22 protein-coding genes are annotated in these 22,818 nt (G+C 33.9%); 16 read left to right on the top strand and 6 right to left on the bottom strand.

Annotated elements, in window-relative coordinates:
- Positions 1-73: 73 nt before the first annotated feature.
- Positions 74-934, bottom strand: a complete 861-nt coding sequence (locus tag AC6CH4_RS01215) for a hypothetical protein (protein WP_498099441.1) — start codon at positions 932-934, stop codon at positions 74-76.
- Between the two features lie 161 nt (positions 935-1,095).
- Here AC6CH4_RS01215 and AC6CH4_RS01210 point away from each other — a divergent pair, with 161 nt between their 5' ends.
- The 5 genes from AC6CH4_RS01210 to dnaG all read left to right on the top strand — a co-directional run bounded on the left by AC6CH4_RS01210 (position 1,096) and on the right by dnaG (position 6,894).
- Entirely contained in the window at positions 1,096-2,073 is a 978-nt protein-coding gene (locus AC6CH4_RS01210; RefSeq protein WP_498099439.1) for a polyprenyl synthetase family protein, read from the top strand.
- A 198-nt stretch (positions 2,074-2,271) separates the two neighbouring features.
- Positions 2,272-2,832, top strand: coding sequence for an RNA polymerase sigma factor (locus AC6CH4_RS01205; RefSeq protein ID WP_498099437.1), 561 nt, complete (start codon positions 2,272-2,274; stop codon positions 2,830-2,832).
- Positions 2,819-3,544: a hypothetical protein gene (locus AC6CH4_RS01200; protein ID WP_498099435.1), complete on the top strand. Its 726-nt coding sequence runs from the start codon at positions 2,819-2,821 to the stop codon at positions 3,542-3,544. Before AC6CH4_RS01205 ends, AC6CH4_RS01200 begins: the two co-directional genes overlap by 14 nt.
- Positions 3,545-3,631: 87 nt before the next feature.
- Positions 3,632-4,681, top strand: coding sequence for a hypothetical protein (locus AC6CH4_RS01195; protein WP_498099433.1), 1,050 nt, complete (start codon positions 3,632-3,634; stop codon positions 4,679-4,681).
- Between the two features lie 152 nt (positions 4,682-4,833).
- Entirely contained in the window at positions 4,834-6,894 is a 2,061-nt protein-coding gene (dnaG, locus tag AC6CH4_RS01190; protein ID WP_498100595.1) for a DNA primase, read from the top strand.
- Here dnaG and AC6CH4_RS01185 read toward each other — a convergent pair.
- Positions 6,891-7,520, bottom strand: coding sequence for a response regulator transcription factor (locus AC6CH4_RS01185; protein WP_026730588.1), 630 nt, complete (start codon positions 7,518-7,520; stop codon positions 6,891-6,893). The two genes, dnaG and AC6CH4_RS01185, sit on opposite strands and share 4 nt — an antisense overlap.
- 96 nt (positions 7,521-7,616) lie before the next feature.
- Complete coding sequence (gene nadE / locus AC6CH4_RS01180) at positions 7,617-8,423, bottom strand: NAD(+) synthase (RefSeq protein ID WP_498099431.1); 807 nt, start codon at positions 8,421-8,423, stop codon at positions 7,617-7,619.
- A 97-nt stretch (positions 8,424-8,520) separates the two neighbouring features.
- Here nadE and gldB point away from each other — a divergent pair, with 97 nt between their 5' ends.
- The gene (gldB, locus tag AC6CH4_RS01175) at positions 8,521-9,477 is read left to right on the top strand and encodes a gliding motility lipoprotein GldB (RefSeq protein WP_498099429.1); all 957 of its coding nucleotides are present in this window, start codon (positions 8,521-8,523) and stop codon (positions 9,475-9,477) included.
- Positions 9,477-9,812 (top strand): gliding motility protein GldC, encoded by a 336-nt coding sequence (gene gldC / locus AC6CH4_RS01170; protein WP_026985662.1) that lies wholly within the window; start codon positions 9,477-9,479, stop codon positions 9,810-9,812. Before gldB ends, gldC begins: the two co-directional genes overlap by 1 nt.
- An 84-nt stretch (positions 9,813-9,896) precedes the next feature.
- Here gldC and AC6CH4_RS01165 read toward each other — a convergent pair whose 3' ends face one another.
- From AC6CH4_RS01165 to AC6CH4_RS01155, 3 genes are all read right to left on the bottom strand, one after another.
- On the bottom strand, positions 9,897-10,487 hold the full coding sequence (locus tag AC6CH4_RS01165; RefSeq protein ID WP_498099427.1) for a hypothetical protein: 591 nt from the start codon (positions 10,485-10,487) through the stop codon (positions 9,897-9,899).
- A 152-nt stretch (positions 10,488-10,639) separates the two neighbouring features.
- Positions 10,640-11,260, bottom strand: coding sequence for a ribosome biogenesis GTP-binding protein YihA/YsxC (gene yihA / locus AC6CH4_RS01160; protein WP_056194695.1), 621 nt, complete (start codon positions 11,258-11,260; stop codon positions 10,640-10,642).
- Between the two features lie 41 nt (positions 11,261-11,301).
- Positions 11,302-12,066, bottom strand: coding sequence for an alpha/beta fold hydrolase (locus AC6CH4_RS01155; protein ID WP_192185878.1), 765 nt, complete (start codon positions 12,064-12,066; stop codon positions 11,302-11,304).
- A 378-nt stretch (positions 12,067-12,444) separates the two neighbouring features.
- Between AC6CH4_RS01155 and mraZ the strand changes: the two genes are divergently transcribed.
- From mraZ to murG, 9 genes are all read left to right on the top strand, one after another.
- Positions 12,445-12,918 carry a division/cell wall cluster transcriptional repressor MraZ gene (gene mraZ, locus AC6CH4_RS01150; RefSeq protein WP_056194701.1) on the top strand — a complete coding sequence of 158 codons (474 nt, stop codon included), beginning with the start codon at positions 12,445-12,447 and terminating at the stop codon, positions 12,916-12,918.
- Positions 12,893-13,801, top strand: coding sequence for a 16S rRNA (cytosine(1402)-N(4))-methyltransferase RsmH (gene rsmH, locus AC6CH4_RS01145; protein WP_498099425.1), 909 nt, complete (start codon positions 12,893-12,895; stop codon positions 13,799-13,801). Before mraZ ends, rsmH begins: the two co-directional genes overlap by 26 nt.
- A gap of 15 nt (positions 13,802-13,816) precedes the next feature.
- On the top strand, positions 13,817-14,164 hold the full coding sequence (locus AC6CH4_RS01140) for an FtsL-like putative cell division protein (protein WP_341690232.1): 348 nt from the start codon (positions 13,817-13,819) through the stop codon (positions 14,162-14,164).
- Complete coding sequence (locus AC6CH4_RS01135; RefSeq protein ID WP_498099423.1) at positions 14,155-16,161, top strand: penicillin-binding protein; 2,007 nt, start codon at positions 14,155-14,157, stop codon at positions 16,159-16,161. The genes AC6CH4_RS01140 and AC6CH4_RS01135 overlap by 10 nt, the downstream gene beginning before the upstream one ends.
- On the top strand, positions 16,158-17,621 hold the full coding sequence (locus AC6CH4_RS01130; RefSeq protein ID WP_498099422.1) for a UDP-N-acetylmuramoyl-L-alanyl-D-glutamate--2,6-diaminopimelate ligase: 1,464 nt from the start codon (positions 16,158-16,160) through the stop codon (positions 17,619-17,621). Before AC6CH4_RS01135 ends, AC6CH4_RS01130 begins: the two co-directional genes overlap by 4 nt.
- Positions 17,622-17,705: 84 nt before the next feature.
- Positions 17,706-18,938, top strand: a complete 1,233-nt coding sequence (gene mraY, locus AC6CH4_RS01125) for a phospho-N-acetylmuramoyl-pentapeptide-transferase (protein ID WP_498099420.1) — start codon at positions 17,706-17,708, stop codon at positions 18,936-18,938.
- A complete protein-coding gene (murD, locus tag AC6CH4_RS01120) occupies positions 18,939-20,270 on the top strand; it encodes a UDP-N-acetylmuramoyl-L-alanine--D-glutamate ligase (RefSeq protein WP_056194715.1) in 1,332 nt (443 codons plus the stop codon). It abuts the gene before it with no gap.
- Positions 20,271-20,354: 84 nt separating this feature from the next.
- Complete coding sequence (locus tag AC6CH4_RS01115; RefSeq protein ID WP_498099418.1) at positions 20,355-21,668, top strand: FtsW/RodA/SpoVE family cell cycle protein; 1,314 nt, start codon at positions 20,355-20,357, stop codon at positions 21,666-21,668.
- Between the two features lie 42 nt (positions 21,669-21,710).
- The gene (murG, locus tag AC6CH4_RS01110) at positions 21,711-22,796 is read left to right on the top strand and encodes an undecaprenyldiphospho-muramoylpentapeptide beta-N-acetylglucosaminyltransferase (RefSeq protein WP_498099416.1); all 1,086 of its coding nucleotides are present in this window, start codon (positions 21,711-21,713) and stop codon (positions 22,794-22,796) included.
- Positions 22,797-22,818 lie beyond the last annotated feature (22 nt).

The following is a 22,818-nucleotide window of genomic DNA, read 5'->3' as shown; positions in this document are numbered from 1 at the left end:
AAATAAACAAAAAAGCATTAAAAACGAGAGATCTTCTTGTTCTTAATGCTTTTTTTCTGGGCAAAAAGGGTTATTATTTTTTTAAATCAACCTCTTCTGTTACTCCGTCTTTTGTAATTTTAGCAAGTGTATCGCAGCTTCCGTCTCCATAATCAACAACTGCTGAAGCGCCGTTTTTAGATACTGTTACAATTCCTTTTACAGCAAATGATTTTTTACATATTGCTTTAAATTGTAATGGTGTAGTAATTTCAGCTGTGTAGGTATCTCCATTTGGGAAAGTAGTGGTGCCGCTTCCGGTTACCAAATAAGCATTATCTTCCCAATTAAACCAGGTATCGTAACCTTCAACCATTTCTTTTACCAAAGAACCTTTTCGAATATAAACACTTCCGTCATCAAAAGTTATGGTCATATCGATTGCAGCTGTCAAAACCGGATGGGCTGTTGCCAGTAAATCAGTTGTTTTTACAGTTCGTACAATGCTTTTACTACCCTGAAGTTTTTTGCCATTGTGATAAAATCCATCAAAAGTATAACTAATAGTCTGTGTTGAAGCTGAAAAATCATTAGAAAAAGAAATAACCATTTTTCCTTTTACTGTATTTCCGTTTTCCAGCGTACAGCCTTCAATACCAAAATCGACAGTTCTGGTCCAGGTGTTATTAGTTAAAACAGTAGTAATCGTAGCACAACTCGGAAGGAAATTTTTTACCGTTCCGCTTGGTTTGGCATTTACGTTTTGTTGTGCGCTAAATTGATCTTCAGCAATATTTGTTACATCATCTATTGACGCATCAATTTTAGAGTTTGTAATAATTTCGTCTTTTGTAATTGCTGCTGATGTCCCGTCATTTGTTTTTTCATCAGAATTACAGCTGATAAAAAAAGATAAAGCGACTAATGTTCCAATAAATAAAAATTTTGCTTTCATAATAATTCGTTTACGTGATTTTTAAATTAATGAATTCAAATTAGGCTTTAACAAGATTTATGTTTTTTTTGGTGATTTTTTTTAATTAGTACACAATTGTTGATATACTAACTTAAAATACACAACGTTTTTTTATTTAAAATAGTATATTTGGAGTCGAAATGAATATTACTTCTCAAATAAAACAACCCATTTTTAACGAGATGGAACTTTTTGAAAAAAAGTTCCATGAATCGATGACTTCAAAGGTTGCATTACTAAATCGTATCACCTATTACATTGTAAATCGAAAAGGAAAACAAATGCGTCCGATGTTTGTTTTTCTGACTTCAAAAATGGTTTCCGGAGGCATTGTAAACGAAAGAACCTATCGTGGTGCATCTGTAATTGAGCTGATTCATACTGCGACTTTAGTTCATGATGATGTGGTTGACGACAGTAATCGCCGTCGCGGATTTTTCTCGATCAATGCGCTTTGGAAAAATAAAATCGCTGTTTTGGTTGGGGATTATTTATTATCAAAAGGATTATTGCTTTCTATCGATAATGGTGATTTCGACTTACTCCGAATTATCTCTGTTGCTGTTCGTGAAATGAGCGAAGGAGAATTACTTCAGATTGAAAAAGCCCGCAGACTTGATATTACCGAAGATATTTATTATGAAATCATCCGAAAAAAGACCGCTACACTTATTGCGGCTTGTTGTGCACTTGGTGCAAAATCGGTAATTGAAGATGATATTCAGGTAGAGAATATGCGTAAATTCGGTGAGTTAATCGGAATGGCTTTTCAAATTAAAGATGACTTATTCGATTACAGCGAAGAAGCTATCGGTAAACCAACCGGAATTGATATTAAAGAGCAAAAAATGACTTTGCCTTTAATTCATGTTTTAAATACTTGTACTCCGCAGGAAAAAAAGTGGCTGATAAACTCCATCAAAAACCACAACAAAGACAAAAAACGCGTTAAAGAAGTTATTGCTTTTGTAAAAGATAATAATGGTTTGGCTTACGCCGAAAATAAAATGGTGGAATTCCAACATGAAGCACTTTTACTTTTAGAGAATTACCCCGATTCTGAGTTTAAAGATGCTCTTATTTTGATGGTGAACTATGTTATTGAGAGAAAGAAATAAATTTCTTAATTAGATAATTAGAAAATTTGTCAATTAGATAATTGCACTTATTTCTTTGTTAATAAGGGTTTCGATATATCTATTTGGAATTTGGAATTTTTTTATTGAAATTTTCTCCAGTTGATGCAACCATTTCTCAGTCTAACTCGTCTATGCTAATAGAAGTCTGTTAGTAAACCAAAATCAGAACGCTTATTAATGAAAATTATTCATTTACATCAGGAAGAAACCAAACTTATAAAGCTGGCTGTCGAAAATAATCGACAAGCCCAGCAACAAATATACAGTCGGTTTTCTTCAAAAATGCTAAGTGTTTGTCGACAATATATAAAAGACATTCAATTGGCCGAAGATGTAATGATCACGGCATTCATGAAAGTGTTTACCAACTTAAACAGATTTGAACATAAAGGAAGTTTTGAAGGCTGGATTCGCCGAATAATGGTGAACGAATGTATCTCCTATTTAAGGGTTCATAAGAAAGTCAAATTTACTGAAGATGAGATTTATGTTGAAGAAAGTTTTAATGCAATTGATAGTAAATTTTCAACAGATCAAATTCAGTTTTTAATTGATGCTTTGCCGGACGGCTATAAAATGGTTTTCAATTTATACGCCATTGAAGGATACAAACACAATGAAATTGCCAAGATGTTAGGAATTAATGAAGGAACATCGAAATCGCAATTATCGCACGCCAGAAAAATGCTGCAAACACAAATTACTATTTTAAAAAAACAAGATAATGGAACCGAATAATTTTGAAAAGGATTTCCGTGAAAAATTAAACCAACGCAAAATTGAACCAAGCGATAAAGCCTGGGATCGATTAGATGCGATGTTGAGTGTTGCCGAAAACAAAAAACCTAAGAAAAAAAGAAATTGGTTGTATATCGCAGCAAGTATTGTTGGATTTTTATTGGTTGGAACTTTCTTTTTTAATCAGAAGAAAAACGAAGTTGAAACTCCAAAAAATACTATTGTAATTAAAGGAGATCAAAATAAAGATTCGGTTGTAAAACCAACTTTAAATATAATTAATTCGGTTGAAACGGAAATTGCTATTTCTGAAAAAGACGCAACTCAAACTTCAACAAAACTTTCAGTTGCAAAAAAAATAAATCGTAATCAAAACACAAATAAAAGCATTAAAAATGAATCAAATCAAATAGCGGAGTCTTCAATCATCATCAAAAACAATCAGGAAAAACAATCAATCAATAACCAAACTTCAGTTGCCGAAACTCCAAAAAAGGAAAATGTTGATCAATTGCTGAATTCAGCCGAAAAAACTGTTATAGCTGAGAATTCGGCTAAGCCAAAATCGAAAGTTAGAGTAAATGCCAACGATTTATTAAATCAGGTTGACGGCGAATTAGAGCTTTCCTTTAGGGAAAAAGTAATTACTAAAGTCAATAAAAACTATCAAACGGTAAAAGTGGCTTTGGCAAACCGAAATCAACAAGAGTAAATTAATTGCAATATCATATTAAAAAGTAAACAATCAACAATTCACAATTAATCATCATCAATCAACAATCAATTTAAAAAATCAATCATGAAAAATTTCACCATTTATCTCGTAATTCTAATCTTTTTGTTTGTTAGCAAAGTGCTGGGTCAGGAGACTTTTGAATCAAAAGCAAAAAAAATCGCCAACAAAATAGAGAAGATTACCAAAGAAGAAAAAGCAACTTTGAAAGAAGAAGTTGAAGCTGTAAACGTTCAATTATCTGAAGGAAAAATTACACAGGAACAAGCAGACAAACGTAAAAAGGAATTGGCAGAAGCCAGAGCAGTTATTATTGAAGAAAAAGTGACTTTAGCCCAAAACGAATTGAACGATTTAGTACAGCAAAAAGTAGACGGAAAGATAAAAGAACAGGATTCAACAAGAAAAAATAGATTAGTTATCTACTGGGATGAAAAAAACTGGAATAATAAAAAAAGCAAGGACTCGATTCGCGGTGAGAGAAGAACAACCTCGCAATTTGTATTTGCAATGGGTTTGAACAATATGATGGTCGACGGGAAACTTCAGGATTCGAATTATAGTTTTATAGGTTCACATTTTTACGAATGGGGTTTTACTTATAATTCAAGATTAATGAAAAATGACAATTTATTGCATGCTAAATACGGTCTTTCATTGATGTACAACAACATCCGTCCAACAGACAATCGCAGTTTTGTAGTCAATGGCGAGCAGACAAATTTAGAAGTAAACGCTATAAACCTGGATGAATCTCGTTTTAGAAACGTATATATTGTATTGCCGGTTCATTTAGAGTTTGATTTTACAAAACCTAAAGTAAGTAACGGAAAAACCTACTTCAAGACGCATGAAAGCTTCCGTTTCGGAATTGGAGGTTATGCAGGAATAAACGTGAAATCGAAGCAAATCCTAAAATACGATCAGGACGATTTAGATTATAAAACAACCATTAAAGGAGATTATAATGTAAATAATTTTATTTACGGATTAAGTTCTTACGTGGGTTACAAGGCTTTGAGTTTGTATATAAAATACGATTTGAATCCATTATTTCAGGATAATTTAACAGAGGAAAAAAATATCTCTTTGGGATTACGTTTAGATTTAAACTAAGAGCAAAGTTTGAGTTTAGTTAGTTGAAAAAGCGCTTTGAGAGAGGCGCTTTTTTTATGATTTTCCTTAAAATTTCTTTTATGGAAAACCATAAATTTCAAGAAGGATTTATGTATTTTTACAAGCTTTCAACTTTAAAAATATTTTACGTTTTGATCTCACAAAGTACAATTGATTCTGTTTTTGAAACTGCTCGTGTAGAGGAGGTTATTGGTGATTTTGTTAATTTAAAACGTGCCGGAAGTAATTTTAAAGGTTTGAGTCCTTTCTCAGATGAGCGCTCTCCGTCGTTCATGGTGTCGCCAGCAAAAGGAATTTGGAAAGATTTTAGTACAGGAAAAGGAGGGAACTCTGTTAAATTCCTGATGGAGCATTCGCAATTTACCTATCCCGAAGCCATTCGCTATTTAGCTAAAAAATACAACATAGAGATCGAAGAAACTGAACAGACTGATGCTGAAAAAGCCATAACAGATGTTCGTGAAAGTATGTATCTGGTTTCAGAATTTGCAAAAGATTATTTTCATAAAACACTTTTAAATTCAGAGGAAGGAAAAGCAATTGGACTTTCTTATTTTAAAGAGAGAGGCTTTACCAATGAAACCATCAAAAAATTTAGTTTAGGATATTCACCGGAAACCTGGGATGCTCTTACCAAAGAAGCATTGGGTAAAGGATATAAACTGGAATTTCTGGAGAGCACAGGTTTAACAATTCCTCGGGAAGATCGTCCTTTTGATCGTTTTAAGGGTCGTGTAATGTTTCCGATAGAAAGTATGTCGGGACGTGTTTTGGGTTTTGGAGGGCGTATTTTAACGAATGATAAAAAAGCAGCGAAGTACTTAAACTCGCCGGAAAGTGATATTTACCATAAAAGCAAAGTCCTTTACGGGATTTTTCAGGCCAAACAATCCATCGCCAAACAAAATAATTGTTATTTGGTTGAAGGATATACGGATGTAATTCAGTTTCACCAGTCCGGGATTGAAAATGTTGTAGCCTCTTCAGGAACTGCTTTAACGCCAGATCAGATTCGATTAGTGAATCGTCTAACCAGAAATATTACCGTACTTTTTGATGGGGATGCAGCTGGATTAAGAGCTTCTATCCGTGGAATCGATTTGATTTTGGAAGAAGGAATGAACGTAAGGGTTTGTTCTTTTCCTGATGGAGAAGACCCGGATAGTTTTGCCCGAAAAAATTCTCACGATGATTTAGTCGCTTATTTAGAAGAAAACAGCAAAGACTTTATACAGTTCAAAGCTTCAATTTTGATGAAAGAAGCCAAGAACGATCCTATTAAAAAAGCAGATTTGATTCGGGATATGGTAACGAGTATTTCTAAAATACCAGACCGTATTCAACGAGAGGTATATACTCAGGAATGTGCACGAATAATGGATATCTCTGAGCAGGTTTTGGTAAGTACATTAGCGCAGTTGATTCAAAAAGATATTGCAGAAGTTAATAAAAAGCAAAAGCAGGACCAGAAACCTTTTCAGGTTTATAGAAACCAAAATCCAAATGCTGGTTTTTCAGGAGGAGATCCGGAAGATCCAAGAGTAGGGCCGCCAGAAGGTTATCCGGGAGAACCAGGACATCCGGAACAGCAACAGGCTGAAAAAGTTGATATTCTGTATCGTTTAGAGCGAAAAGTGATTGAAATTCTATTGCTTTACGGAGATAAAACCGAAGAGTTCGAAGATGTCCTTTTGAAAAGTAATGACGAAGGAGAAATCGAAATGGTTACGGAAAAGAAACAATATAAAGTTCATCAGCGTATTTATTTGAGTTTGCAGGAAGATGAAGTTGAGCTTTCTAATAATTTATTCCGTGATATTTTTACAGATATAATGGCATTTTATCACCAAAATGAAAAGTTTAGCCTGGAACAATATTTAATGCGTTTGCAGCCTGATTTTGCTCAGGAAGTAACGGATATATTGATGGAAGATGAAAAAGTAACGCTGCACAACTGGGAGGGGCAGAATATTTTTGCAAAAGACAAACAAGCAGGTATAGCCCAATATGTTACCGAAACCATTATGTCTATGCGCTGGTTTTTGGTCGACCGAATTATCGAAGAATTAAAAAGCTCTATACAACCTGATAATTCAGATAATACAGAGCTTTTGTCTATGGTTGTCGATTACTCAAAACTAGTTAATTCATTCTCGAAAAAACTCGGAAGAGTTATGTCGAGATACCATTAAATAATTTCTAAAGTCTTCGCTTTGTTAACTAAGTCAACTAAATTAGTAACATTCAATTTAGTCAATAATCTTAATTTGTAAGTACTGATCGTTTTTTCGTTCAGATTTAAGATTTTAGAGATTTCATTGTTTTTCTTACCATCACTTAAATAGCGTAAAACTTCAATCTCGCGATTTGACAGTTTTCTGTACAAACGTTCGCTTTTGCTTTGTTTAGCAATTAGAGCCATGTTTTTACGAACAGTTTCGTTGATGATAATTTTTCCTTCGTGTACTTTAATAATAGAAAGACCTAAAGTTTCAAGTTTTTCTGTTTTGTGCACATACCCGGAAACTCCTGCTTTGATTGCATTTGGAGCATACATTTGTTCAGCGAGGTCACTAAAAATTACAATTTTTGTTTTTGGGAAGTTTTTCAGGATTGATTTAACTTCAAAGATGCTCGAAAGACCTTCTAATTCTAAATCTAGAATTAGGATGTCGATCTCCTTCGTCTGAAGAATATCTCTAACCATTGAAAAATTGCCTACATTGGCAACAATTGAAATTTGATCGTGGTCTTTAAAATAAGACTTAACGCCAAAGTGAGTCACAGGATGATTGTCTGCAAGACATACTTTAATCATAATTTTTACCTTTTTAGAATTGTTTTATCATGTTTTTGGAGCTGTAAAATTAATAAATAAATTCTGTAATTAATCGATGGTAAATGTTAAAAAGTTTTATTTTAACGTTTTTGGTATTATGCAGACCGGTATTGCATCCATTTTATGCTTGTTGCTGGTGTTTAACCTTTTATAAATTTCAAAGACAGATTTTTCTCTCCCATTGAAGTCAGCTGCCGTCTTTCCTGACTCCGCTGATAACATCGCCCATTCAAGTTCGTCGTAACTTGCTCCTAATTGATCTTCATCGGTTCTGTTGTCACCAAATAATCCATCTGTTGGAGCTGCTGTTAAAATTGATTGTGGAATTGCTAAAAATTCCCCAAGAGCATATACATCGGATTTCATTAGATCGGCAATCGGACTTAAATCGACACCTCCATCGCCATATTTAGTATAAAAACCTACTCCAAAATCTTCGACTTTGTTTCCTGTTCCTGCAACTAATAGTCCATGCAATCCAGCCAAATAATATAATGAAGTCATTCTCAAACGGGCGCGCGTATTAGCCAAAGACAAGCTTACCTTAGCTTCGTCATCAGTTTTTGGAACGGAGCCTTTAAAAGCTTCAAAAGTGGCCGTCAAATCTGTTTTTATATCTGAAACGTTTGGAAAACGTTTTTTTAATTGTTCAATATGCTCTCTTCCTCTCGAAACCTGACTTTCAGCCTGATGAATTGGCATTTCTACACATAAAACCTGTAAACCGGTTTGAGCACACAAGGTAGAGGTTACTGCCGAATCAACTCCGCCAGAAATTCCGATTACAAAACCATTTACTTTTGCGCTGCTAGCATAATTTTTTAACCACTCTACAATATGGGTATTTACTTTTTCTGTCTGAATAGTGCTTTTTTTAGTCATAATAGTTCAAGTTTTAAGATACAGGGATGTATATTTGCACAAATATTTTAAATAAGTGTTTATTTAAATTATGCAACACAAATCTAATTAAAATAAAATGAAAATATATCGCTTTGCAGTGGTTCTGTGCTTGTTTTTTTTGTCTTGTGATCAAAAAAGTAAAGTAGAAAAAGAAGTTGAAGAAATTCCTGTTGATATTAAAGTAGAACGTTTTGATAAGGTCTTTTTTGAGACAAAACCAGAAGATCTTGCTAAAGTAAAAAGACAATATCCTTTCTTTTTTCCGGCTGGTAATGATGATAATGTTTGGTTAAATAAAATGCAGGATCCTTTATGGAGAGAAGTTTATACTGAAGTACAAAAAAAATATTCGGATTTTGAGCCTGTACGCGAGGAGTTCAATTCTCTTTTTCAACATGTAAAATATTATTTCCCTAAAACTAAAACACCTAAAATAATTACAGTAATTGGAGAAATGGATTATAATGCCAAAGCAATTTATGCAGACAGTCTGGTAATTGTTGCTTTGGAATTATATTTAGGAAAAGATCACAAGTTTTATGAATTCCCGAATTATCTGAAACAAAATTTTGAAGAAAAGCAAATTATGCCGGATGTGGTTTCGAGTTTTGCCTACAGAAATATTCCAGCTTTTCCGGATAGAAATTTAGTTTCTCAAATGATTTTTGAAGGAAAACAATTGTACGCAAAAGATTTGCTTTTGCCTGAATATTCAGATGCTGATAAAATTGGGTATACACCTGAACAGATAAAATGGTGCGAAGAAAATGAAGCGTATATGTGGCGTTATTTTATGGAAAAGGAAATCTTATACAGTGATGATCCTAAATTAACAACCCGATTTATGACACCGGCGCCGTTTTCTAAGTTTTATTTAGAAATAGATAATGATTCGCCCGGAAGAGTTGGTGCATGGATTGGATGGCAAATGGTACGCTCGTACATGAAGAACAACAATGTTACTTTACCGGAATTATTAAAAACAGATAATAAAGAGATTTTTGAAAAGTCAAAATATAAACCTAAGAAATAATGTCAGATACAATAAACTCAGAAATTAAATTCAATATAGAATTAGACGAAAACCGCGTTCCGGAAAAATTAACATGGAGTGCGCAGGATGGCGGAGTGCAGGCTGAAGAAGCAAAAGCAATTATGTTGTCTATTTGGGACAGCAAAGCTAAAGAAACAATGCGTATTGATTTATGGACAAAAGATATGCCGGTTGATGAAATGAAAATTTTCTTTCACCAAACTTTAGTAGCAATGTCAGATACTTTTAAACGTGCAACTGATGATGAGAAAATGTCGGACACAATGAAAGATTTCTGTGATTATTTTGCAGAAAAACTGGAACTTACGAAGTAAAATTTATTTAAAATTCCAATAAAAAAATCCCAAATTCCAATTTGTAAAACTTGGAATTTGGGATTTTTTTATTGTATTAAAAACTTATTTAGAGACTGGTTTTAGAGATTTCTCTTTTATGTCATTTATAATTTTATTGTAAGTACCTATTATAATCGCTGTTGTAGGTTTATTTGTGAAACTGTTCTCGTCTTCTATCGAGCCTCCCGATGTTTGAGAATAAATTATTTCTCCAAGATTTAAATCATATACTTCTAATGTAACTTCTGCAAAAGACATTTGTTTTTTATAATAAAAATGATCTGCAAAGTCAAAATCACTCAAATCATTTTTTGCATTTTTACATTTAATATTTACATAATAATCGAAATTAGCTCCTTTTTTCAAATCTAAAATTGTTGATTTACTTGGATTAAGGCGAACTTGTTGAGGTAGTAATAATGATTTTTCATCCAATGAATATTTTACTCTCTCACCTAGATATTCTGAAAAATCTTTTAAAACCAAATTGGTAATTTTGTCCTTAGCGTATGGATTTACGGCAATTTCACCGATTAACCATTTTCCGTTAGAGAAATCTATGCCTTGCGTATGGCTTTTACTGATTACGAAATAATGAGTAGTGTTGCAAGAAGTAAGGAATAATAAGAATAGAAAGTAAAAAAAAATCTTCATAATGATAAGTTGGTTTTAAGCAAATATAATTTATTTTCTTTGTTGAGAATTTTCTGCAAATAAAAAATCCCAAATTCCAATTAATACTTGGAGTTTGGGATTTTTTTTGTTCTCATTTCTGAATTGGAATTTTCAGATTTGGAATTTATTTTTTAAAATTGACTATTGTTTTTAAAAACCTCCTGATTAACTTCATCAATATAAGATAAAAGTTCTTCTTTTCCGGTTGATTCTGTTGATGAGGTTACAAAATATTGAGGCATTTCTTCCCAGTTGTTTGCAAACATTTGCTTTTTGTAAGCGGCAATATGTGAGTCAATTTTTGTCTTGCTGATTTTATCTGCTTTTGTAAAAATAATGCAAAACGGAATTTCGCTTTCTCCCATGTACGACATAAATTCGATGTCAATATTTTGAGCTTCATGACGAATGTCAATCAAAACAAAAGCGCAAACTAATTGCTCTCTGGTTTCAAAATAATCGGTAATAAACTGCTGGAAAACTGATTTGGTCTTTTTGGATACTTTCGCATAACCATAACCTGGTAAATCCACTAAAAACCAATTATTATTGATTTTGAAGTGGTTTATTAATTGAGTTTTTCCGGGTCTGCCTGAAGTTTTTGCTAAATTTTTATGATTAGTAAGCATATTGATCAACGACGACTTGCCTACGTTTGATCTTCCGATAAAAGCATATTCCGGCAAAAATTCTGCAGGGCATTTTGCCACTTCAGAATTGCTGACAATAAATTCGGCGGTTGTAATTTTCATGTTTTTTGTTTTTAAACCTCCTAAAAGTCGAAAGTTAGATGCTATAAATTCTTTTTAACGAGCCATTCTTCAAGAAGTTTGTTGAATTCCTGAGGATGTTCCATCATAGCAGCGTGTCCACATTTGTCTATCCAGTACAAAGTTGAATTAGGCAATAATTTATCAAATTCTTCGGCAACATTTGGTGGTGTAACGGCGTCATTTTTACCCCAAATAATACAGGTTTCCACTGTCATTTTTGGTAAATCTTTGGCCATATTGTGACGAATTGCACTCTTGGCAATCGTTAAGGTTTTAATTAATTTGATACGATCGTTCACAGTTGCGTAAACTTCATCAATAAGTTCCGGAGTAGCAATTGAAGGGTCATAGAACACATCTTCTGCTTTCTTTTTGATGTATTCATAATCACCTCTTTTTGGGTAACTATCTCCCATAGCGCTTTCGTAAAGACCAGAACTTCCGGTAATTACAAGTCCTGCTACTTTTTCAGGATATAATTTTGTATGATAAAGAGCAATATGTCCGCCTAACGAATTACCTAATAAAATTACCTGATCAAAGCCTTTAAAAGTGATGAAGTCTTTTACGTATTTCGCAAAGCTTTTTACATTGGTTTTTAAAATGCTTTGAGTGTATATTGGCAAATCCGGGATGACAACTTTGTATCCTTTTGTTGGAAAATATTCGGCTACAGCATCAAAGTTGCTAAGGCCTCCCATTAAGCCATGTAAAATAACGATAGGAGTTCCTTCTCCAGCTTCATAATAGCTGTATTTGCCTTCTTTTTTGTAGTGTTTGTCCATCTAATTTAATGCCAATTTCAATTTGGACAAATATAGGGTTTAATAAATAAAAATGAATTTTTGCTACCGTTTTTTAACTAGATAATTTTCGTAGAATATCTAACTGCTTATAAATCAGATTTTAGAGATGTTTTTGGTCGAATTGCTAAATGTTAAGAAATATGTATAATAGACATTTTTTTAAGAAAAATGGTGCATAATTTTTTTGATTGATTAGTGTAATTAGGAATTCAGTAATAATTAGCTAAGGGATTGATTGATCGTAATTTAGGCGTAGTGGTAGGAAAGTGGTTAAACTTATTAACAAAGTGGTATATTGTGGTAAAATGTGGTAATATTTTTTATATTTTTGTCCTATAACATATTAATTGATTTTTCTTGAACACAATTGTTGGAACATATGAGTGTAAAGTCGATGCTAAAGGGAGGCTAATGATGCCTGCGCCTTTGAAAAAGCAATTGGCTTCTTCTCTTCAGGACGGATTCGTTTTGAAGCGCTCTGTCTTTCAGCCATGTTTAGAATTGTATCCGATGGATGAATGGAACCTGATGATGCAAAAAATCAACAAGCTCAATCGTTTTGTAAAAAAGAACAATGATTTCATTCGAAGATTTACTGCCGGAGTTAAAATGGTAGAAATTGATGCATTAGGAAGATTATTGGTGCCAAAAGATTTGGTAGCTTTTTCAGGTATTGCTAAAGATGTGGTTTTTTCATCTGCAGTTAATATTGTGGAAATTTGGGATAAGGATTTATATGAAAAATCAATAAGCGGCGAAGATATGGATTTTGCAGATTTAGCCGAAGAAGTAATGGGAAATATTAATGACGACGACAATGGAATATCATAATCCGGTTTTGCTTCATCCTACAGTTGATGGTTTAAATATTAAACCTGATGGCATTTATGTAGATGTTACGTTTGGAGGCGGTGGTCATTCAAAGGAGATTTTGAAAAGATTGGGGCCAAACGGAAGATTATTTGCTTTTGATCAGGATGAAGATGCACTTGCAAATGCATTGCCGGACGAAAGGTTTATATTAATTAATGAGAACTTTAGATTTATAAAAAGATTTTTGCGTTTTCACGGAGTAAAAAGTGTCGACGGAATTTTGGCTGATTTAGGGGTTTCGTCCCATCAATTTGATGTTCCGGAAAGAGGTTTCTCAACCAGATTTGATGCCGAACTGGATATGCGGATGAGTCAGAAAAATGATTTGAATGCTTACCGGGTGGTTAACGAATATGAAGAACAGGATTTACGTCGTGTTTTTTTTGATTATGGGGAATTGAAAAACGCACCAGTTTTAGCAAGAACAATTGTAGAAGCCAGAGAGAAATACCCAATCAAAACGACAGACGAATTGAAGGATGTTTTAGCGAAATATTTACCTGAAAGAGTAAAGAATAAAATATTAGCTCAGATTTATCAGGCAATTCGAATTGAAGTAAATCAGGAAATGGATGTTTTGAAAGAGTTTATCGAACAGTCATTAGAGATTTTAAATCCGGGTGGAAGATTTTCAGTAATCTCATATCATTCTTTAGAAGACAGATTGGTAAAAAGATTTATCAAAAATGGAATGTTTGAAGGAGAACCTGAACGTGATTTTTATGGAAACTTTTCAGTTCCATTTAAAACTATCGGAAAATTAATTGTTCCGGATGATGCTGAAATCAAAATCAACAACAGAGCAAGAAGTGCAAAATTAAGAATTGCAGAGAAGATATAATATTAAGGTAGAAAAATGAAAAGCGGAGTATTTGGTATATTAAAAGCAAGGTTTCTTATAAATGATGACGCTGTAAAAAACTGGCGATTCATTGTCTTTATCATTTTACTTGCCATAATTATGATTGCCAATACACAGCGATACGAACAAAAGGTTTTTGAAATAGCAAAACTGAGCAATGAGGTAAAAGAATTGCGATCTGAATTTGTAGACCGACGTTCTGAACTAATGAAATTAAAAATGGAATCAACGATTTCGGATAAAATGCTTGAAAAACAGATTTTTCCATCAACGGTTCCTCCAGTAAAAATAGAAGTTAAAAAAGAAGAAGAAAAAAGTTTCTTTAAAAGAATATGGCAGTAGACGATAAACATATATCCTACAGAATTTACCTCGTAGCAGTTTTCATCTTCGTGATGGCAATTGCTATTGTCGTTAAATTAACCAATATTCAATGGGTTGAAGGAGATTATTACAGAAAACTGGCGAAACAGCGTACGGTTAGAAATTTTGTGATTCCGGCAAACAAAGGAAATATTTATTCGGCAGACGGAAGTTTACTGGCAACATCAATTCCTAACTATGAAATTAGATTTGATGCCAAAGCGCCAAAAACAGAAACTTTTGAAAAACACATAAAAGCGTTATCAGATTCATTGGCTACTGTTTTGGATAGACCGGGAGGTTATTACGAACAGGAATTAAGAAAAGCAAGAGCCAATAAAAACCGTTATTATTTGATTGCCCGCAAGTTAAGTTATACGGAATATGTAAAAATTAAAGGTTTTCCATTATTCAATTTAGGAGCTTTCAAAGGTGGAATTATAATTGAACAGGAAACGGTCAGAAAACATCCGATTGGGAAAATTGCTGAAAGAACTATAGGTTATGACCGAATAGATCCGGCAACAGGAGTAGAAGTTGGAAAAGGAATTGAATGGGCTTTTAAAAGTTATCTGAACGGTAAAGACGGTAAAATTCTAAAACAAAAAATTGCAAAAGGGCAATGGAAACCTATTCGTGATGTCAATGAAGTTGATCCTCAGGATGGTTATGATGTAATTTCAACAATTGATGTTTTTATCCAGGATATCGCGCACCACGCTTTATTAAAACAGCTGGAAGATTACGAAGCTGATCACGGTTGTGTGGTGGTAATGGAAACAGAAACAGGTCATGTAAAAGCGATTTCGAATTTAGGAAGAGCAGAAGACGGATCATATTATGAAACTACAAATTATGCGATAGCAGAATCTCATGAGCCTGGATCTACTTTTAAATTGGTCGATTTAATGGCAATTTTAGAAGATAAGGTAGCAGATACAAGCACGGTTTATGATAGTCACGGTGGAGAAATCAGATACTACGGACGTGCAGTTCGTGACTCGCATAAAGGTGGTTATGGAAAAGTTTCATTAGCCCGCGGATTCGAACTTTCGTCAAATACAGTAATGGTTCAGGCGGTTTATGAAAATTACAAAAATAACCCCTCTAAGTTTGTAAATCATATTAATGGATACGGATTAAATAAGACATTAGGATTGCATTTTAAAGGAGAAGGAAGGCCTTATATTCCGCAGCCTGGAGACAAACATTGGTCAGGAACTACGCTTCCCTGGATGGCTTTTGGATATAATGTTTCGGTTACGCCAATGCAGACTTTAACATTATATAATGCAGTTGCAAATAATGGCGTAATGGTAAAACCACAATTTGTATCAGAAATTAAAGAATGGAATAAAAGCATTAAAAAGTTTGATACAGAAGTGATTAATTCAAAGATTTGTTCGCCTGAAACGCTTAAAAAAGTAAAAGCAGTTTTGCAAAATGTGGTTAAAAAAGGAACAGGTTCTAAGTTATATTCAAAAGATTTTCCGATGGCAGGAAAAACAGGAACAGCCATGGTAAATTATAGTAAGGCAGGAAGAGAAGGAATGTATTATGCTTCTTCTTTTGTTGGATATTTTCCGGCAGATCATCCTAAATATTCTTGTATTGTGGTAGTGCATAAACCAAATACATCTAAAAATAATTATTACGGAGCAGATGTTGCGGGACCGGTTTTTAAAAGAATTGCCCAAAAGATTTTTACAGATGCGCCTTCAACCAATAAAATTAAACAGCTGGATTCTAAAATTCCAAAACAGGAAATCAGCTATGATAAGTTTGATAAAGAATCAAATAAAAAAACGAATCAGATTCCAAATTTAAAAGGAATGCCGGGAATGGATGCTATTGCTTTATTAGAAAACTTAGGTTTGAAAGTGAAAGTAAATGGAGTAGGAAAAGTAAAAAAACAGTCTTTACAAGCTGGACAAAATATTAGTAAAAACACAACTATAGTATTAGAATTATCGTGAAAATACTGAAAGACATATTATATAAGGTAGCGATTGAATCGGTAACAGGTTCGACAGAAATCGGCGTTCACAAAATTGATTTTGATTCAAGGAAAATTGAAGAAGATGATGTTTTCGTGGCCATTCGCGGATCACTTTCAGATGGTCATGATTATATTGAAAAAGCAATTCAGTTAGGTGCGATTGCTGTTATCTGCGATACACTGCCTCAAAATATTGAAAAAGGAATTACTTATATCAAAGTAAAAGATACAAATACCGCATTGGCTTTTATGGCAGCTAATTTTTTCGGAAATCCTTCTGAAAAATTAAAATTAGTGGGCGTTACTGGTACAAACGGAAAAACAACAATTGCTTCATTATTGTTTCAATTGTTTGAAAAAGCAGGATTTAAAGTTGGTTTATTATCAACTGTAAAAATCATGGTAGATGAAACCGAATACAAAGCAACTCATACGACACCAGATTCTATTACGATCAATTATTATTTAAATGAAATGATTGAGGCTGGTGTGACACATTGTTTTATGGAAGTGAGTTCGCATGGAATTCATCAAAAGAGAACAGAGGCTTTGCATTTTGTAGGCGGAATTTTCACTAATCTTTCGCATGATCATTTAGATTATCATCCAACTTTTGCAGAATATAGAGATGTAAAAAAAACATTTTTTGATTCATTGCCGAAAACAGCTTTTGCTTTATCAAATATTGATGATAAAAACGGAACTGTAATGCTTCAAAACACAGTTGCCAGAAAATTTACATACGCCTTAAAATCTTATGCCGATTTTAAAGCAACAATATTAGAAAGTCAATTATCTGGTTTGTTATTAAAAGTAAATGACAATGAAGTTTGGGTAAAACTGATTGGGACTTTTAACGCTTACAATGTTTTGGCAATTTACGGAACTGCAGTTGAACTGGGAATGGATAGTTTGGAAGCATTGCGTTTACTGTCTGATTTAGAAAGTGTTTCGGGTCGTTTTCAGTATATAGTTTCAGAAGGAAATATTACTGCGATAGTTGATTACGCACATACGCCGGATGCATTGGATAATGTTTTAAAAACGATTAATGATATCCGTACCAAAAATGAGCAATTGATTACTGTTGTTGGTTGTGGCGGAAATAGAGATAAAACCAAGAGACCAATTATGGCTAAAATTGCTTCAGATTTGAGTGATAAAGCAATTTTAACTTCTGATAATCCAAGAAACGAAGATCCGGAAGCGATTTTAGATGAAATGGAAAAAGGAGTGGAAGCTCATAATTATAAAAAAACATTAAGAATAACCGACAGAAAACAAGCTATAAAAACGGCTTGTCAATTGGCTCAGCCAAATGATATTATTTTAATTGCCGGAAAAGGCCATGAAACGTATCAGGAAATAAATGGTGTTCGTCATCATTTTGATGATATGGAAACGGTAAAAGAAATTTTAGATCAACTAAGAAAATAACAAAAATGAAAATTCCAAATTCCAAAAAACCAATTGAAACGTTGGAATTTGGAATTGAAAAATTGGATTTTAAAATAGAAAAATATGCTATACTATTTATTTGAATATTTTGACAAAACATTAGATATACCTGGAACGGGAGTTTTTCAGTATATCACTTTTAGATCGGCTTTAGCATTAATGCTTTCGTTGCTTTTGTCTACGATTTACGGTAAGCGAATCATCAACTTTTTGAGAAAACAGCAAGTAGGTGAAACGGTTCGTGAGCTTGGTCTACAAGGACAAAATGAAAAAGCAGGAACGCCAACAATGGGGGGACTGATTATCATTTTTGCAACACTTGTGCCTGTTTTGTTATTTGCTCGTTTGCATAATATTTATATCGTATTGCTTATTGTTACTACGCTTTGGATGGGAATAATTGGTTTTATTGATGATTATATTAAAATATTCAAAAAAGATAAAGAAGGTCTTAAAGGAATTTTTAAAGTAATTGGCCAGGTTGGTTTGGGACTTATTGTTGGAACAGTGCTTTATTTTAACCCGGCTGTAACGGTGCGAACTGATACAGGAAGAACTGACATTTATAAAAGCGGAACAAATACAACGGTTGTTTTGCCAGCTCCTATTGAAGAGAAATCGACGGCAACTACAATTCCTTTTGTAAAAAATAACGAATTTGATTATGCTGAAATATTAGCATGGACAGGTGAAGGATATGAAAAATGGGCTTGGTTGATCTTTATTCCGGTTGTAATTTTTATCATCACAGCAGTTTCTAACGGCGCTAATTTAACAGACGGAATTGATGGTCTCGCGGCCGGTACATCGGCAGTGTCTGTCCTCGCGCTCGGAATATTTACATTCGTTTCGGGAAATATTATTTTTTCTAATTATTTGAATATCATGTATATCCCAAATTCGGGGGAAATGACGGTATTTATATCAGCTTTTGTGGGAGCTCTAATTGGGTTTCTTTGGTATAATTCCTATCCGGCATCTGTATTTATGGGAGATACGGGAAGTTTGACTATTGGTGGAATCATTGCGGTTTTAGCAATTGCAGTTAGAAAAGAATTATTGATTCCGTTATTGTGTGGAATCTTTTTGGTGGAAAATTTCTCAGTGGTTTTACAAGTGAGTTATTTCAAATTCACTAAAAAGAGATATGGTGAAGGACGCAGAATTTTCCTGATGTCGCCACTACATCATCATTATCAGAAAAAAGGATATCACGAAAGTAAAATCGTGACCCGTTTCTGGATTGTTGCCATCATGTTAGCCATATTATCAATCGTTACTTTAAAATTAAGATAGATGAGGCTTGTAGTATTAGGTGGTGGAGAAAGTGGTGTAGGTACTGCTATTCTCGGGAAGAAAAAGGGATACGATGTTTTTGTATCCGATTTTGGAAAGATAAAAGAGAGTTATAAAGAAGTTCTTATCATTAATAAAATTGCGTGGGAAGAAGAACAGCATACAGAGGACCTGATTTTGAATGCCGACGTGGTAATGAAAAGTCCGGGAATTCCAGAGAAATCTCCCATCGTAAAAAAGCTTATTGAAGCTGGAGTAAAAGTGATTTCTGAAATTGAATTTGCAAAACCTTTTACAGAAGCGCTCACAGTTGGAATTACAGGAAGTAACGGTAAGACAACAACAACAATGCTGACGTATCATTTATTGAAATCAGCAGGTTTGAATGTGGGCCTGGGAGGGAACATCGGAAAAAGTTTTGCCTGGCAGGTAGCCGAAAATAAATTTGATGCATACGTACTTGAACTCAGCAGTTTTCAACTCGATGGAATTATAGATTACCGGCCGGATATTGCCATAATTACGAATATTAGTCCGGATCATTTAGACCGATATGAGTATAAATATCATAAGTATATCGATTCAAAGTTTAGAATAACAATGAATCAGACCGAAAGCGATTATCTTATTTACGATGCAGATGATGAGGCAAGCGCAGAATGGTTAAAAAACAACACAACAAAAGCAAAATTAATTCCTTTCTCGCTGACTAAAAAATTCGATGAAGGGGCTTCTATAAATAACAACAAAATGGAAATAAAGATCAACCAAGAAGAGTTTACAATGGAAACAGAATACATTGCGTTAGAAGGAAAACATAATATGAAAAACGCAATGGCAGCAAGCTCTGTAGCAAAATTGATGCAAATTAGAAATGCAACAATTCGCGAAAGTTTATCAAATTTTCAAGGTGTCGAACACCGTTTAGAGAAAGTATTAAAAATTCAGAATGTTCAATATATCAATGATTCAAAAGCAACAAATGTTAATGCTACATTCTTTGCTTTAGATAGTATGAACGTTCCAACAGTTTGGATTGTTGGTGGTGTTGACAAAGGAAATGATTACAATGAATTGATGTCATTAGTTCGTGAAAAAGTAAAAGCAATTATCTGTTTAGGAATCGATAATCGTAAAATCATCGAGGCTTTTGGCAACGTAGTGGATATTATGGTTGAAGTAAACAATATGAGCGACGCTGTAAAGACAGCACAAAGATTAACAGAAAAAGGCGACGCTGTTTTATTGTCTCCAGCCTGCGCAAGTTTCGATTTATTCGAAAACTACGAAGACAGAGGAAAACAATTTAAGCAAGCTGTACACAACTTGTAGAAAAAATGTTGTTTCAAGTTTCAGGTTTCACATTAGGAGAAACCTGAAACCTGAAACAAGAAAAACTTGAAACTAATAATTATTATGAAAGAGCTAGTAAACAAATTAAAAGGAGATAGAGTAATATGGTCATTCGTGGCTTTATTAGCGCTGTTTTCGTTTATGCCTGTTTTTAGTGCAAGTAGTAATCTGGCTTACATTGGTCATGGAACCGGAAACACTTTGGGTTATTTGGTAAAACATTTAGCACATATCTGTATTGGTTTCCTGATTATTTATTGGGTGCACAAAGTGCCATATCATTATTTTAGGGCGATTTCAAAAATAGCTTTGCCGGTTGTTTGGTTCTTATTGCTTTATACATTACTGAAAGGAACTGTAATCGCCGGAGCAAATGCAAGTCGTTGGATTCAGGTGCCATTTATCGGGATCACGTTTCAGACTTCAACTTTGGCTTCTATTGTGCTGTTTATTTTCGTAGCACGTTATTTGTCAAAAAAGAAAGAGGAAAATGAACCTTTTCAGGTTTCATTCATACAGCTTTGGGTACCGGTTTTTATCACATTGGCACTTATTTTACCAGCGAACTTTTCGACTACAGCGTTGATTTTTGCTATGGTTATGATGTTAACGTTCATTGGAAAATATCCATTAAAATATATTGGTTTTATTATAGGTTCAGGAATTGCAATGTTGGCGTTTTTCCTTTTGGTAGCTAAAGCTTTTCCGGATTCGAGATTCTTCAGCAGGGTATCAACCTGGGAAAGTCGTATTACGAACTTCACCACCGACAAACCTGATGAAGATGATTATCAAATTGAGAAAGCAAAAATTGCGATTGCATCTGGAAGATTAGGCGGATTAGGACCAGGGAAAAGCGTTCAGAAGAATTTTTTACCACAATCTTCTTCCGATTTTATTTATGCCATTGTAGTTGAAGAATATGGTTTAGTGGGAGGAGTTTCGATATTGCTTTTGTATTTATTGTTATTGTTCCGATTTGTCATTGCATCTCATAAAGCAACGACGTTATTTGGGAAGTTAGTTGTCGTCGGACTCGGTTTTCCGATGATATTTCAGGCGATGATTAATATGGCGGTTGCAGTTGAATTATTACCTGTAACGGGGCAGACGCTTCCGCTGATTAGTAGTGGAGGTAGTTCGATTTGGATGACTTGTTTCTCTCTCGGAATTATCATTAGCGTTACTAAAAAGGACGAAGAAATAGCTGAAGAAAAAGAAGAGAAAGAAAGACGAAAAGAAGCACTTCAGAGATTAATTGATAAAGAATTGGCAGAAGAAGATTTACCTGCTGATGAAATATACGAAGAAGAAGGAATGATGTATTCAATTGAGGACAATTCGAGAAATCCTATGAATGCAGTTTTAAATAAATAAGTTAAGAACAGTATAGTTTTTAAAGAGTAAAATTTTTAAAAGATGACAAATTATAAATTCATATTAAGCGGTGGCGGTACAGGAGGACATATCTATCCTGCAATTGCAATTGCGAATGAATTAAAATTACAATTTCCTGATGCTGAATTCCTTTTTGTAGGTGCGCAGGATAAAATGGAAATGCAAAAAGTACCTCAGGCAGGTTACGAAATAAAAGGGCTTTGGATTGCTGGTTTACAGAGAAAGCTAACGTTGCAAAATTTGATGTTTCCATTAAAACTGGCAACAAGTTTATTAGAGTCCAGAAGAATCATTAGACAATTTAAACCAAATGTAGTTATAGGCACAGGCGGTTTTGCCAGTGGGCCTTTATTGCAAGCCGCAGGTCAGGCAGGAATCCCAACAGTGATTCAGGAACAAAATTCATTTCCTGGAATTACTAATAAATTATTAAGCAAAAGGGCAAATGCAATTTGTGTTGCGTATGAAAATCTAGAGCGTTTTTTTCCAAAAGAAAAAATTGTTTTGACAGGAAATCCGGTTCGTCAGGATTTGATTGATATTGAAAGTAAAAAAGACGAAGCAATCGCTTTTTATGGTTTAGATCCGAGTAAGAAAACGCTTTTGGTTTTGGGTGGAAGTTTAGGCGCCAGAAGAGTGAATCAGTTAATTGAAAAAGAATTGCAGAATATGCTTTCGCAGGATGTTCAGATTATTTGGCAATGCGGGAAACTATATTTTGAGGATTATAAAAAATACAATCAGCAACACGTAAGAGTTGTTGATTTCATTGAAAGAATGGATTTTGTTTACGCTGCAGCAGATGTGATTATTTCACGTGCCGGAGCATCATCGGTTTCGGAGTTGTGCATTGTGGGGAAACCGGTAATTTTTATTCCGTCGCCAAATGTAGCCGAAGATCATCAGACAAAAAATGCACAGGCAATTGTAGAAGCAAAAGGCGCTATTTTATTGAAAGAATCAGAATTAGACAGTCAGTTTAGTATTGTTTTTGAAGCTTTATTGAAAGATGACGGAAAGCAGAAACAATTAAGTGCAAACATTAAAAAATTGGCTATGCCGAATGCTACTAAAGTTATTGTAGACGAAATTAAGAAGTTGTTATAATATAAATTTTGCTCAAAATTAT

The sequence above is a fragment of the Flavobacterium sp. GQ95 genome, from assembly GCF_059758655.1.
This window is presented reverse-complemented; position numbering and strand designations above follow the sequence as displayed.

Coding starts and splice junctions, on each gene's coding strand:
- mraY (WP_498099420.1), top strand. CDS start 17,706: ATGCTATACTATTTATTTGAATATTTTGACAAAACATTAGATATACCT.
- gldC (WP_026985662.1), top strand. CDS start 9,477: ATGTCAGATACAATAAACTCAGAAATTAAATTCAATATAGAATTAGAC.
- AC6CH4_RS01200 (WP_498099435.1), top strand. CDS start 2,819: ATGGAACCGAATAATTTTGAAAAGGATTTCCGTGAAAAATTAAACCAA.
- rsmH (WP_498099425.1), top strand. CDS start 12,893: ATGACGACGACAATGGAATATCATAATCCGGTTTTGCTTCATCCTACA.
- AC6CH4_RS01140 (WP_341690232.1), top strand. CDS start 13,817: ATGAAAAGCGGAGTATTTGGTATATTAAAAGCAAGGTTTCTTATAAAT.
- nadE (WP_498099431.1), bottom strand. CDS start 8,423: ATGACTAAAAAAAGCACTATTCAGACAGAAAAAGTAAATACCCATATT.
- gldB (WP_498099429.1), top strand. CDS start 8,521: ATGAAAATATATCGCTTTGCAGTGGTTCTGTGCTTGTTTTTTTTGTCT.
- AC6CH4_RS01210 (WP_498099439.1), top strand. CDS start 1,096: ATGAATATTACTTCTCAAATAAAACAACCCATTTTTAACGAGATGGAA.
- AC6CH4_RS01215 (WP_498099441.1), bottom strand. CDS start 934: ATGAAAGCAAAATTTTTATTTATTGGAACATTAGTCGCTTTATCTTTT.
- murG (WP_498099416.1), top strand. CDS start 21,711: ATGACAAATTATAAATTCATATTAAGCGGTGGCGGTACAGGAGGACAT.
- AC6CH4_RS01155 (WP_192185878.1), bottom strand. CDS start 12,066: ATGGACAAACACTACAAAAAAGAAGGCAAATACAGCTATTATGAAGCT.
- AC6CH4_RS01135 (WP_498099423.1), top strand. CDS start 14,155: ATGGCAGTAGACGATAAACATATATCCTACAGAATTTACCTCGTAGCA.
- AC6CH4_RS01205 (WP_498099437.1), top strand. CDS start 2,272: ATGAAAATTATTCATTTACATCAGGAAGAAACCAAACTTATAAAGCTG.
- AC6CH4_RS01115 (WP_498099418.1), top strand. CDS start 20,355: ATGAAAGAGCTAGTAAACAAATTAAAAGGAGATAGAGTAATATGGTCA.
- AC6CH4_RS01185 (WP_026730588.1), bottom strand. CDS start 7,520: ATGATTAAAGTATGTCTTGCAGACAATCATCCTGTGACTCACTTTGGC.
- yihA (WP_056194695.1), bottom strand. CDS start 11,260: ATGAAAATTACAACCGCCGAATTTATTGTCAGCAATTCTGAAGTGGCA.
- AC6CH4_RS01195 (WP_498099433.1), top strand. CDS start 3,632: ATGAAAAATTTCACCATTTATCTCGTAATTCTAATCTTTTTGTTTGTT.
- AC6CH4_RS01165 (WP_498099427.1), bottom strand. CDS start 10,487: ATGAAGATTTTTTTTTACTTTCTATTCTTATTATTCCTTACTTCTTGC.
- murD (WP_056194715.1), top strand. CDS start 18,939: ATGAGGCTTGTAGTATTAGGTGGTGGAGAAAGTGGTGTAGGTACTGCT.